Here is a 12,819-nt window from a genome sequence, read left to right on the forward strand (position 1 = left end):
AGAACCGACGTGACGCCTGGCCAAACGAGGAACGACTCATGACGTGACTGATCAAGCGCAACAGGACGCCGGTAGTACGACGATTCGCGTGGCGTGGACCGCGCGAACCGGGCGGCGCGCTCGCTCCGCGACACCGCAACGTGTCGACCGCGTGCGAGTACGGGAGGCGCCGCCTGAATACATGCTTCGCGCCACGAGCAGGGTCATTCAGCGCGAAATGGCTCAACGAGGATAACGATGAAAAAGATTTTGCTTGTGTTCGGGACTCGGCCGGAGGCCATCAAGATGGCACCGCTGGTGCGTGCATTGAAGGCGCAAGCCGGTGTCGACGCCAGGGTATGCGTAACCGCGCAGCACCGCGAAATGCTCGATCAGGTGCTGACGCTGTTCGACATCAAGCCGGACTACGATCTCAACGTGATGCGTCAAAGTCAGACGCTGACCGACGTAACGACGGGCATTCTGCAGGCAATCGGCATCGTGTTCGACGAATTGCGCCCCGACGTCGTGCTGGTACACGGCGATACGACGACCACGCTCGCGGTCAGTCTCGCGGCGTTCTACCGCTATCTGCCGGTCGGGCACGTGGAGGCCGGCTTGCGCAGTGGTGACATCTGGTCGCCGTGGCCGGAGGAGCTGAACCGCCGTGTGACCGACGCAGTGTCGTCGTGGCATTTCGCACCGACCGGGCAAGCACGCGACAACCTGCTCAGCGAGGGCGTACCGGGTGGGGCGGTCGTGCTGACCGGCAATACCGTGATCGATGCATTGCACGAGGTGAAGCGCATGCTCGATCACACCACGGCGTTGTCGGAAAAGGTTGCGGGGCAGTTTCCGTTTCTCGAACCGTCGCGGCGCGTCGTGTTGATCACCGGGCATCGTCGCGAAAGTTTCGGCGAGCCGTTCCAGAATTTCTGCGATGCGTTGTGCACGCTCGCGAACCGTTATCCCGACGCGCAGTTCGTCTATCCGCTGCACATGAATCCGAACGTGCGGGAGCCGGCGCGTGCGCGGCTCGGCCACCTGCCGAACATTTACCTGATCGAGCCGCAGGAATATCTGTCGTTCGTATTCCTGATGTCGCGCGCGCATTTCATCATCACCGATTCGGGCGGCATTCAGGAGGAAGGGCCCGCGCTGGGCAAGCCGGTGCTGGTCACGCGCGAGACGACGGAGCGACCCGAGGCGATCCAGGCCGGCACCGCGCGGCTCGTCGGCACCAATCAGGAGCGGATCGTGTGGGAGGCATCACGGTTGTTCGATAGCGACAGCGCGTACGGGGAGATGGCGCGCGCGAGCAATCCGTACGGCGACGGTCATGCGAGTGAGCGGATCGTTCACGCGCTGATGCGCAATCCGGGGGCACCCACGAAGGCGACGAGCTTTTCGATGGGGTCGTCGGAGATGCCGTTCAATGCGCTCACGCTCGGGTTGCAGGCGTTGCGATCGCCGTGAGCGTGGTGCGTGCCCGCATGCCGTATGAGCGGGGTGCCCGGCAATCACTTTGAGCGCCGATCGCGGCCACGCAAGTCGGGAATCGTACCGGGTCACCCGGCGCGGCATCGTTCCCGGCCTGCGTCGGCAATCCATTGAAGCTCGTGCAATCGGCTTGAAGCATTGGCGCTCGATGTCGGCGCCATGTGGCGCACGCGTGCTTCGTTCACGACTCATCCGCCCTGACGGCGTGATCGAGTAATTTGCGCTCGGTTCGCACGGCGACCTGAAGCAGGCTGCGATCACGATCTGTCGCGGCAGGGATCACGAGAAGGCCGTTGCGGATGGGGTCCGGATATCACGAAGTACCGCCGCGAACGGTCGGCGCGTGGGTTCTCGCGCTAGCGTCGCCCCCTTATCGCTCGCCGGAACAGGCGCGTCAGTCGGTTCCACTCGCATGACAAACGTCATGCGTCATCAATTCCCTTTCAACATCTCCCCGGTTTGTCTCTCGCCCGTGCCGATACGCACCGACGACGCAAAACTGCCGCACATCAGTTAGAGTTGGAGCCCGGGCGATTCCACATACGATTCTGGCTCCCCGGGCAATGTCGAAGCCGCCGGGGGCTGGACGTGGCACGCAAGTCCAGCGATCCGAGTCGCCATTTCTGGCAGTTCCGACATGATCGCGTTGCCTGAGTGACGGTTTGCATGGGGCAGAATCCGGGCTGGTGCGTGCCCGCTATCCATCCGGATCGCATGCCCGGTGGCCATCCCGAGCCAGCCGCACCGATCACCACGCATTGACCGCCGGTCCTGCCGGCGGAGCAGTCCACAAGACGGCATCGGGCCGGCGCAGCAGGACGCACCCGCCGCCGTTCGAATCCCCACCCGGCACCCGTGGTGCGATGCGGGCGCCTCGACCAGGAGGTGAACGATGATCACGCTGACCGTCAACGGTAGCGAGCAGCACTTCGACGGCAATCCCGACATGCCGTTGCTCTGGTATCTGCGCGATGTCCTCGGCGACACCGGCACCAAGTTCGGCTGCGGCATGGCGCTGTGCGGCGCATGCACCGTGCACCTCGACGGCGTTGCGATCCGCTCGTGCATCACCCCGGTCGCGGCCGCTTCCGGCAAGCGCGTGACGACGATCGAGGGACTGTCGACGGACGTCAATCATCCGCTGCAGCAGGCCTGGCAGGAACTGAACGTCGCGCAGTGCGGCTACTGCCAGTCCGGGCAGATCATGCAGGCCGCGTCGCTGCTGAAGACGAATCCTCATCCGAGCGACGCCGACATCGATGATGCGATGTCCGGCAACATCTGCCGCTGCGGCACCTACACGCGCATTCGTGCGGCGATCCGCCTGGCCGTACGCCGCGGAGGTGCCGCATGAGCGCGCCTGAACTCTCCGTCCATAACGAAAGCCGTCGCGCATGGCTGCTCGGCTTCGCATCCGGCGGGCTGCTGCTCGCGTTCGGCGTGCCGTCGCTCGTCCGTGCGGCGACACCGGTGCAGCCGCCCGTCAGCGCGAATCCGCAGTATGGCGGCGCCGGGATGCCGCACGGGTTGCGCGACGATCCGCACCTGTTCGTCGCGATCGCACCGGACGGCACGGTCACCGTGACCTGCATCCGCTCCGAGATGGGGCAGGGCGTGCGCACGAGCGTCGCGCTCGTCGTGGCGGACGAACTGGGCGCCGACTGGGCGCGCGTGAAGGTCGCGCAGGCCGTGGGCGACGAGCCGCGCTACGGCAACCAGAACACCGACGGATCGCGCAGCCTGCGCCAGAGCTTCGCCGCACTGCGTCGCGCGGGTGCGGCCGCGCGCACGATGCTCGAACAGGCGGCGGCCGCGGCATGGGGCGTCGATGCGCGTCAGGTCAAGGCGACGGTGCATGAGGTCGTCGACACGAAGAGCGGGCGCAAGCTCGGCTTCGGCGAACTGGCGGCGAAGGCGGCCGCGTTGCCGGCGCCGGATCCGGCCACGGTGGCGCTCAAGGCGCCGGCCGAATTCCGCTATATCGGCAAGGGCGAAACGGCGCTGATCGACGGGCGCGACATCGTCGGCGGCCGCGCGCACTACGGGATCGACACGCGGCTCGACGGGATGCTGTATGCGGTCGTCGCGCGATCGCCGGCCTATGGAGACACGGTCGCGTCGTTCGATGCATCGGCGGCGGAGAAGCTGCCGGGGGTCGTCAAGGTCGTGCAGTTGGCGCCCACACCGCTGCCGTCCGGTTTCCAGCCGCTCGGCGGCGTGGCCGTCGTCGCGCGCGATACGTGGACGGCGATCCAGGCGCGCGCGCAACTGAAGATCGACTGGAAGCACGGGCCCAACGCGAACTACGATTCCGCAGCGTATCGCAAGACGCTCGAAGCGGCTGCCGCGCAACCGGGCGACGTGATCCGCAACGACGGCGATGCGGCGGCGGCGCTGGCCGGCGCCGCGAAGCGCGTGCGCGCAACGTACTACATCCCGCATCTCGCGCACGCGACGATGGAGCCGCCCGCGGCCGTCGCGCGCGTGGCCGACGGCCGCTGCGAAGTGTGGACCTGCACGCAGGCGCCGCAGACCACGCGCGACGAGGTCGCGAAGGCGCTCGGGTTGCCGACGGAGCGCGTGACGGTCAACGTGACGCTGCTCGGCGGCGGTTTCGGCCGCAAGTCGAAGCCGGACTACGTGGTGGAGGCGGCGTTGCTGTCGAAGGCGGTCGGCGCACCCGTCAAGCTGACGTTCACGCGCGAGGACGACATCGCGCACGACTACTTCCACGCGGTGTCGCTCGAGGCGTTCGACGGCGGGATCGATGCATCGGGGAAGGTGGTCGCGTGGCAGCATCGCACGGTCGCGCCGTCGATCCAGTCGACGTTCAGGGCCGGTGTCGAGCATGAGCAGCCGGGCGAGCTCGCGCAGGGGATCGCGGACCTGCCGTTCGCGATTCCGAACGTGCGGATCGAGAATCCCGCCGCGCAAGCGCACACGCGGATCGGCTGGTTCCGCTCGGTCTACAACATCCCGCATGCATTCGGCATCCAGAGCTTCGTATCGGAGCTGGCGCACGCGGCCGGTCGTGACCCGAAGGATTTCCTGCTCGAACTGATCGGGCCCGCGCGGCGTTTCGAGCCGCACATCACGGTGAAGAACACGAACTACGGCGAGGATCCGGCGCTGTATCCGATCGATACCGGCCGGCTGCGGCGCGTGGTCGAGACGGTCGCGCGCGGCGCCGGCTGGGGGCGCAAGCTGCCGAAGGGGCACGGGCTCGGGATCGCCGCGCATCGCAGCTTCGTGTCGTACACGGCGGCGGTGTGCGAGGTGCAGGTCGATGCCGACGGCAAGATCACGGTGCCACGAGTCGACGTCGCGATCGACTGCGGCCCGCAGGTCAACCCGGAGCGGGTACGCTCGCAACTCGAGGGCGCGGTGGTGATGGGGCTCGGCATCGCGCTGCACGGCGAGATCACGTTCAAGGACGGCCATCCGGAGCAGAGCAACTTCAACGGCTTCCAGGTGCTGCGCATGAACGAGGCGCCGCGCGAAATCCGCGTGCATCTCGTCGCGCCGGATGATTTTGCGACGCCGCTCGGCGGCGTGGGCGAGCCGGGCCTGCCGCCCGTCGCGCCGGCGCTGACCAATGCGATCTTCGCGGCGACCGGCACGCGCATCCGCAGCCTGCCGGTTGCCGATCAGTTGTCGAAGCCGAGAGCGGCGTAACGACGCATTGCGCGCCAGGCCGTCCGCATGGCCCGGCGCGCGCTTTCCAGAATCAACTGCGGGCATTCAATCGCAGTATTCAGGCTCGACATTCTCAATAAAACAGAATAAATCTCGCTGCAATATCGGGTTTGCCCGATGGTGCGGTATCGTACAAAGAACGCCCGGAAAGTGTCGGATCATTGGGCCGTCGAATTCAGTGCTGTAAAAATTTCAGAGGGGAAATCGGGTGTCGATAAACCGTTCGACGATGTTTAGTTTGATTCGGTGAACGACATTTAACGCGCAATTATTCCCGGTCGATCCTCCGGCGAGTATTCATTCTCATTTCATTCTTTGCATTTCATGACGTGCGGGCGCTGCGGCATCCACGCGCGGCGGCGTCTGCGCGTCCGTTGTCCGGCGCCTTGCAGCGAGGGGCGCCGGGGGGCGGGGGAACAATCGCAGGTCGTCGGTAAATCACTGTCCGGTTTCCGATTAGGGTTAAAGATCGATGGATTCATTCGGGTCGCCGGGATTTTGCGTGTCATTCGAATGGAATCGACGAATTGAATTAATTCGGCTCGAACGATGTGATCGTGCCGTTCGAAAGTTTAAATGTATTTAACGTATTGATCATCGTCGCAATTGCGGCGTTGTTCGATGCCCCGCTAGATGGGTTATCTAGCATTTTCAAACTGGAGAAATGCAATGCAAGAGCTGAATCAGCAGGAAATCGCCCAGGTTGCCGGTGGCTACTACGGCGGCCCGGGCATTCCCTCGGCGCTGGGCAACATCATCGAATGGGGCGGCAGCACCGCGGAGAGCATCGGCAATGCGCTGACGTTCGGCATCTTCGCCGCACCGGTCAAGCAGGCATACAACATCGGCGAGACGATCACGACCGCCGCCGTGAACCTGCTGGACGGCCTGTTCGGCGGCCCGATTTACTGAGTTGCCGCAATTGAGGCAACGCGGTAGACGCCGCGTTTCCCGATGATGGAAGCGATGATCCGGTATGCATGGACCTACTTTGCATACCGGATCGCTTTGGCCGGCTCCGGCGCGCGGCCGCGGGGCGACGGCTGATTCCGCAATTTGGCGATACGTGGGTGAAAATGGAGTTCGGTCTCTTTCGTTCTGAAGCGGCACAGGCTCAACGGATGCGCGTGCTGGGCGACATCGTGCTCGTGCACCCCATGTCCATGACGCTGATGACGGCCGTCGCGCTGGTCATGGCCACCTGCGTGGTGCTGTTCTTCGCGTTCGGTACCTATACGCGGCGCACGACGGTCAGCGGCGTGGTGATGCCGGATTCGGGGCTGGTCAAGGTCTACGCATTGCAGCCGGGCATCGTCGTCGAGCGCGACGTGAAGGAAGGGCAGCACGTGACGCGCGGGCAGACGCTCTATACGGTATCGACCGACTTGCAAAGCGCGGCGGAAGGCGCGACGCAAGCCGCGCTGATCGCGCAGGCGCGGCAGCGCAAGGCGTCGCTGCTCACGGAAATCGACAAGACACGCAGCCTGCAGCAGGACGAGCGCGACACGCTGCGCGCGAAGATCGCGAACCTGAAAGGCGCGCTCGCGCAAATCGATGACCAGCTCGCGGCCCAGCGGCTGCGCACGTCGATCGCGGCCGACGGCGCGGCACGCTATCGCGGCCTGCTCGCGCAGGATTACATCTCGAAGGACCAGGCGCAGCAGCGCGAGGCCGATCTGCTCGACCAGCAGTCGAAGCTGAACGGGCTGCTGCGCGACCGCGCATCGACGCTGCAGTCGCTCACCGAGGCGAGCAACGAACTGTCGGGGCTCGGCTTCAAGCAGCAGAACCAGCTCGCGCAGATCGACCGCAACGTGATCGACGTCGACCAGAACCTGATCGAAAGCGAGGCGAAGCGCCGGATCGTCGTCGCCGCGCCGGAGACGGGCATCGTGACGGCCGCGATCGCCGACGTCGGCCAGTCGGTCGAACCGTCGCGACCGCTCGCGAGCGTCGTGCCGGGCGGTGCGCGCTGGCAGGCCCACCTGTTCGTGCCGAGCACGGCGATCGGCTTCGTGCGGGTCGGCGAGCCGGTGCTGATCCGCTATCAGGCGTTTCCTTACCAGAAGTTCGGCCAGTACGGCGCGACGGTCGTGTCGATCGCGCGCACGGCGCTGTCGGCGGCCGAACTCGCGAACGACGGCGGCCCGGCGGCGACCCCGGGCGAGGGCCGCGACGCGACCTTCTACCGTGTGACCGTCGCGCTTGAGGCGCAGCACGTCACCGCGTACGGCGCGCAGCAGCCGCTGCAGGCCGGCATGACGCTGCAGGCGGACATCCTGCAGGAACGCAGGCGCCTGTACGAGTGGGTGCTCGAGCCGCTCTACAGCCTGACCGGCAAACTCTGACGAGGTCGCGCATGGCATTACTCGATCGACTCTCGTTCGGCCTCGGCCGCCGGCTGCCGATGATCCTGCAGACCGAAGCCGCGGAATGCGGGCTCGCGTGTCTCGCGATGGTGGCCGGCTATCACGGTCACCACGTGGATCTCGCGACGCTGCGCGGCCAATTCCCTGTCTCGCTGAAGGGCGCAGGCCTCGCTCGCGTGATCGAGGTCGCGCAGCGTCTCGCGCTCGGCACGCGCGCGGTGAAGCTCGACCTGGCGCAGCTCGGGCAGCTTCGCCTGCCGTGCCTGCTGCACTGGAATTTCAACCACTTCGTCGTGCTGAAGGAAGTGAACGGCAAGACCGCGACGATTCACGATCCGTCGCACGGCGTCCGCAAGGTGCCGCTCGCCGACGTGTCGCGCGCGTTTACCGGCGTCGCGCTCGAGCTGTGGCCGGCCTCCGGCTTCGCGCCGCGCGCGGCGCGTCCGGCGGTCAAGCTGCGCGAACTGCTGGGCCCGGTGTCGGGACTGTCGCGCTCGCTCGCGCAGATCCTGGGGCTGGCAATCGCGCTGGAAGTGTTCATGCTCGTGCAGCCGTTCTTCCTGCAGTGGGTGATCGACGAAGTGATCGTCAGCGCCGATCGCGACCTGCTGACGGTGCTGGCGCTCGGTTTCGGCCTGCTGCTGCTGATGCAGCAGGCGACCGGCGCGATGCGTGCGTGGGCGCTGATGTATGTCGGCGTCACGCTGAACATCCAGTGGCGCGCGAACGTGTTTACGCATTTGCTGAGCCTGCCGGTGCGCTATTACGAGCGGCGTCATCTCGGCGACGTCGTGTCGCGCTTCGGTTCGATCGACACGATCCAGCAGACGCTGACGACGTCGTTTCTCGGCGCGGTGATCGACGGGCTGATGACGATCGTCACGCTCGCGATGATGTTCGTGTACAGCCGCGTACTCGGCGTGGTCGCGCTCGCGACGATGGCGCTGTACGCGCTCGTCCGATGGATGTGGTACGCACCGCTGCGGCGCGCGACCGAGGATCAGATCGTGCACGCGGCCAAGCAGCAGAGCCATTTCCTCGAGACGGTGCGCGGCGTGAAGACGATCAAGCTGTTCAATCGCCAGACGGAGCGCCGCGCGAGCTGGATCACGCTGCTGGTCGAGCAGGTCAATGCGGGCCTGCACGTGCAGAAGCTGCAGATCTTCTACCAGCAGCTCAACGGCCTGCTGTTCGGCATCGAGAACGTGCTGATCATCTGGCTCGGCGCGCGGATGGTGATGGACGGTCAGTTCACGGTCGGCGTGCTGATGGCGTTCAACGCGTACAAGAGCCAGTTCGACAGCCGGGTCGGCAGCCTGATTGACAAGTATTTCGAAGTCAGGATGCTGCAGCTGCAGGGCGAGCGGCTGGCCGACATCGTGTTCGCGCAAGCGGAGCCGGACGCGAGCCTGCGCAACGTGCCGGGCGAGGCCGAGGCGCTCGACGCGAGCATCGAGATCGACGGCCTGTCGTTCCGTTACGCAGACGGCGAGCCGCTGGTGCTGGACGGTGTCAGCGCGACGATCGCGGCCGGCGAATCGGTCGCGATCGTCGGGCCGTCCGGTTGCGGCAAGACGACGCTGATCAGCGTGCTGCTCGGGATTCACGAACCGACGGGCGGCACCGTGCGGATCGGCGGCCTCGACGTCGCGCGACTCGGCATCGACCGGCTGCGCGGGCTCGTCGGCACGGTGCTGCAGGACGACGTGCTGTTCGCGGGCTCGATCGCGGACAACATCAGCTTCTTCGACCCGGAGGCGGACCCGCAGTGGGTGGCCGAATGCGCGCGCATCGCGGCCGTGCACGACGACATCGCCGCGATGCCGATGGGCTACAACACGCTCGTCGGCGACATGGGCACGGTGCTGTCCGGTGGCCAGAAGCAGCGCGTGCTGCTGGCGCGCGCGCTGTACAAGCGGCCGGCCATTCTGGTGCTCGACGAGGCGACGAGCCATCTCGACGTTCAACGCGAGAAGCAGGTCAACGTGGCCGTCACGCAGCTCGCGATGACGCGGCTCATCGTCGCGCACCGGCCGGAGACGATCGCGTCGGCGCAGCGCGTCATCATGCTGCAGGGTGGCAAGATCGTGCTCGACCAGTCGACCGAGGCGCTGCGCGCGGCGGCCGCGGCGAAGGCGTCCGGCAGCGTGCCGGCCGCATCGCCCCAGGCGATGCACGCGACGCAGGATGCCGGTTCGGCACAGCCGGTCGCGGGGCGCTAGACGATGACACGCGCTCTCACCATCGTGTCGGCCGCCGTTGCATGCGCGGCATTCGCGTCGTCCGCAGGCGCGCAGATGCTCGACGTCTATCGCACGCGCGACGATGTCGCGGCGACGCAGGCCGGGTCGATGGCGTCGGCGACCGCGTGCGGCGCACCGCACGTCGACGGCCGCCCGCTCGCGCTCGAGGATGCGATCCTGCAGGCCATCTGTGCTCATCCGAAGTTGACCCGGACGTGGTCGGACGCACGCGCGGCGGCGGCCGAGGTCGGCGTGTCGAAGGCCGCGTACTGGCCGACGCTGAACGCGACGGCCGGCATCCAGCGCGACAACCTGACGACGGACTACAGCGGCGGCTTCTCGCAGAACCAGCGCAGCAGCAGCCGCTACGGGATGCTCAACCTGAGCTGGGTGCTGTTCGATTTCGGCAAGCGCGGCGCGAATCTCGATCGTGCGCGCGCGCTGCTGCGCGCGGCCAACGCCGCGCACGACGATACGTTGCAGAGCGTCTTCTACGACGCGGCGCAGGCGTTCTATGCGCTGCGCGACGCGCAGGCGGCGCTCGAGGCGGCGCAGGCCGTCGAGCGCGCGGCGCAGGAGAGCTTCGCCGAAGCCACCGCGCGTCACGACGGCGGCGCGGGCACGCTCGGCGACGCGTTGCAGGCCCAGACGACCTATCGCAAGGCGCTGCTCGATCGTGTGAGCGCGGAAGGCGACCTGCAGAACGCGATCGGCACGCTCGCGACGACGCTCGGCGTCGATGCCGACACGCCGTTGCGCATCGCCGACGCGGAACCGTCGCCCGATCGCGACGACTTCACGCGCGGCGTCGCCGACCTGATCGCCGAAGCGAAGCGCCATCACCCGAAGCTGATCGCCGCGCGCGAGAAGCTCGAGGCCGCACGCGACCAGATCCGCTCGGTGCGGGCGCAGACGCTGCCGACGATTTCGCTGACGGGCAGCCTGTCGCGCAACAACCCGTCGTACCAGCAGCAGCCGTCGCTGTTCCAGATCCAGAGCAGTCACGGCAATTCGATCGGCATCCAGGTGTCGATTCCACTGTTCGAAGGGTTCGCGTCCGGCTATCGCGTCGCGGAGGCGAAGGCGCAGGCCGATGCGCAGGAAGCCGATGTGCGCAGCACCGAACTCAAGGTGTCGCTCGACGTGTGGAAGAGCTACCAGAGCCTGCAGACCGACACGACGAACCTCGACAACTCGCAGCATCTGCTCGACACCGCGCTGCATTCGCTCGACATCGCGCGCGGCCGTTACAAGGCCGGCGTCGGCACGTTCACGGAACTGTTGAATGCGCAGTCGGCGCTCGCGGATGCGCGCCGGCAGCGCGTGCTCGCGGTGTCGAAATGGCGCACCGCGAGACTGAAGTTGGCCGAGAGCCTCGGGAGATTGGGATTATGGAACGACGCGAGTTGATTCATGCGGGGCCGGAGGCGGGCGGCGCGCAAGCGCGCGGCTGTGCGTTCCTGTTCCCCGGACAGGGCGCGTTCTACGCGGGCGCGCTGCGGCAGCTCGCCCGCGAGCACCGCAGCGTGCGGCAGACGCTCGACACGATCGACGCGATCGCGAGCGAACGGCTCGGCCGGCCGCTGACCGGCGCGCTGTGGCGTGACGACGCGGGGCTCGACACGTGGCTGCGCGACGCCCCCGATTTGCTGCAGCTCGGGATCTTCGGCGCGTCCGTCGGGATGTTCGGCGTGCTGCACGCACGCGGCGTCGTGCCCGACGTGCTGATCGGACACAGCTTCGGCGAGATCGCGGCGCTGGTGTGCGGTGGCCTGTATTCGATCGAGCAGGGTGCGCACATCGTCTGCGACCGGATTGCGTCGCTGCAGGCGGCCGCGCCGGCAGACGGGATGATGGCCGCGATTTCCGCGGGCGCCGACGCGACGCGCGAGCTGATCGATGCGAGCGCCTACACGCATGCGGTGCGCAACGTGTGCGTCGCGGTCGAAAACCATCCGTCGCAGACCGTCGTGTCGGGCCCGCGCGATGCGCTGGAATGCTTCGTCGCGGTCTGCGCGGCGCGCGGCGTGACCGCTCAGGCGATCAGGTCTCCGTATGGATTTCATCATCCGGACCTGGCCGGCGCGCGTGAACAGTTTGCCGCGCGGCTGGCCGCCTATCCGCATCGCACGCTCGCGATTCCGGTGTATTCGCCGATCCTCGGGCGCCGCTACAGCGTCGCCGACGATCCCGGTGCGCGGCTCGCGTCGCATTTCGTGCTGCCGGTTCGGTTCGCGGATGCGATTCGCGCCGCGCGCGCGGACGGCATCGGGCGCTATGTCGAATGCGGCGCGCTCAACACGCTGGCGCGCATCGTCGTGCGCATCGCGGGGCCCGGCACGGTGAGGACGTTCGGCGGCCCGTCGAACGCGACAGAGGAGTCGAGCGTCGTCACGACGATCACCCGATATTTCCAGGAGGACAGCATCATGAAAGACGATATTCGCATCGACAACGCCGGGTCCGGTTTCGACGCGTTCTGGCATGCACGCGGACCGCACATCGTCGACTGGCTCAAGGGCGAACTGCGTCGCGCATTCGACGCGGCGAGCGCGGCACCGGCAGGCGCCGCACCGAGCGCGACGTCGTTCGCGCCGCAGCCGGAGTCGAGCGTCGCACCTGCGCCGCGGCTGGCCGCCGTCGGCGGGCCGGCGTTGACGGCGGCGCCGGCACCGTCGGTCGCACACGAACCGTTCGCGGCGGCGGCTGCCGCGGCTCGCGCTCCCGCTCCCGCGGCGGCAAGACCCGCACACGTGCCGCGCGAGCGGCTGTTCTCCGAGCTCGTCGATATCTATGCGCAGGCGATGGAGTATCCGGCCGAGGTGTTCTCCGAATCGATCGAACTCGAGGCCGAACTCGGCATCGACTCGGTCAAGCAGACCGAGATCATCCAGCGCATCACGGCGCGCTACGCGCTGCCGCCGCTGCCCGCGAATTTCCGCAGCGGCGATTTCAAGGCGATGGGGCAGATCGTCGATTTCGTCTACGAGAACCAGGGGAAGGCAGCCGCCTGACGGCGGCGGACCGAAACG

At 67.0% G+C, this 12,819-nt stretch carries 8 protein-coding genes; all 8 read left to right on the forward strand.

Going from position 1 to position 12,819, the window contains the following annotated elements; translation table 11 throughout:
• Positions 1–237: 237 nt before the first annotated feature.
• The 8 genes from wecB (at position 238) to CFB40_RS07070 (ending at position 12,801) form a co-directional block, all read left to right on the forward strand.
• The gene (gene wecB / locus CFB40_RS07035) at positions 238–1,455 is read left to right on the forward strand and encodes a non-hydrolyzing UDP-N-acetylglucosamine 2-epimerase (protein WP_089425070.1); all 1,218 of its coding nucleotides are present in this window, start codon (positions 238–240) and stop codon (positions 1,453–1,455) included.
• A 916-nt stretch (positions 1,456–2,371) separates the two neighbouring features.
• Positions 2,372–2,833 (forward strand): (2Fe-2S)-binding protein, encoded by a 462-nt coding sequence (locus tag CFB40_RS07040; protein WP_089430896.1) that lies wholly within the window; start codon positions 2,372–2,374, stop codon positions 2,831–2,833.
• On the forward strand, positions 2,830–5,154 hold the full coding sequence (locus CFB40_RS07045; protein WP_089430897.1) for a xanthine dehydrogenase family protein molybdopterin-binding subunit: 2,325 nt from the start codon (positions 2,830–2,832) through the stop codon (positions 5,152–5,154). Before CFB40_RS07040 ends, CFB40_RS07045 begins: the two co-directional genes overlap by 4 nt.
• Before the next feature lie 690 nt (positions 5,155–5,844).
• Entirely contained in the window at positions 5,845–6,087 is a 243-nt protein-coding gene (locus tag CFB40_RS07050) for a hypothetical protein (RefSeq protein WP_069247669.1), read from the forward strand.
• Positions 6,088–6,251: 164 nt separating this feature from the next.
• On the forward strand, positions 6,252–7,523 hold the full coding sequence (locus CFB40_RS07055; protein ID WP_179255060.1) for an HlyD family secretion protein: 1,272 nt from the start codon (positions 6,252–6,254) through the stop codon (positions 7,521–7,523).
• 11 nt (positions 7,524–7,534) lie between these two features.
• On the forward strand, positions 7,535–9,766 hold the full coding sequence (locus tag CFB40_RS07060) for a peptidase domain-containing ABC transporter (protein ID WP_089430898.1): 2,232 nt from the start codon (positions 7,535–7,537) through the stop codon (positions 9,764–9,766).
• A gap of 3 nt (positions 9,767–9,769) precedes the next feature.
• A complete protein-coding gene (locus CFB40_RS07065) occupies positions 9,770–11,197 on the forward strand; it encodes a TolC family protein (RefSeq protein ID WP_089430899.1) in 1,428 nt (475 codons plus the stop codon).
• A complete protein-coding gene (locus CFB40_RS07070) occupies positions 11,179–12,801 on the forward strand; it encodes an acyltransferase domain-containing protein (RefSeq protein WP_089430900.1) in 1,623 nt (540 codons plus the stop codon). The genes CFB40_RS07065 and CFB40_RS07070 overlap by 19 nt, the downstream gene beginning before the upstream one ends.
• Positions 12,802–12,819 lie beyond the last annotated feature (18 nt).

The sequence above is a fragment of the Burkholderia sp. AU31652 genome, from assembly GCF_002223155.1.
GTDB lineage: Bacteria > Pseudomonadota > Gammaproteobacteria > Burkholderiales > Burkholderiaceae > Burkholderia.

Coding starts and splice junctions, on each gene's coding strand:
- wecB (WP_089425070.1), top strand. CDS start 238: ATGAAAAAGATTTTGCTTGTGTTCGGGACTCGGCCGGAGGCCATCAAG.
- CFB40_RS07040 (WP_089430896.1), top strand. CDS start 2,372: ATGATCACGCTGACCGTCAACGGTAGCGAGCAGCACTTCGACGGCAAT.
- CFB40_RS07045 (WP_089430897.1), top strand. CDS start 2,830: ATGAGCGCGCCTGAACTCTCCGTCCATAACGAAAGCCGTCGCGCATGG.
- CFB40_RS07050 (WP_069247669.1), top strand. CDS start 5,845: ATGCAAGAGCTGAATCAGCAGGAAATCGCCCAGGTTGCCGGTGGCTAC.
- CFB40_RS07055 (WP_179255060.1), top strand. CDS start 6,252: ATGGAGTTCGGTCTCTTTCGTTCTGAAGCGGCACAGGCTCAACGGATG.
- CFB40_RS07060 (WP_089430898.1), top strand. CDS start 7,535: ATGGCATTACTCGATCGACTCTCGTTCGGCCTCGGCCGCCGGCTGCCG.
- CFB40_RS07065 (WP_089430899.1), top strand. CDS start 9,770: ATGACACGCGCTCTCACCATCGTGTCGGCCGCCGTTGCATGCGCGGCA.
- CFB40_RS07070 (WP_089430900.1), top strand. CDS start 11,179: ATGGAACGACGCGAGTTGATTCATGCGGGGCCGGAGGCGGGCGGCGCG.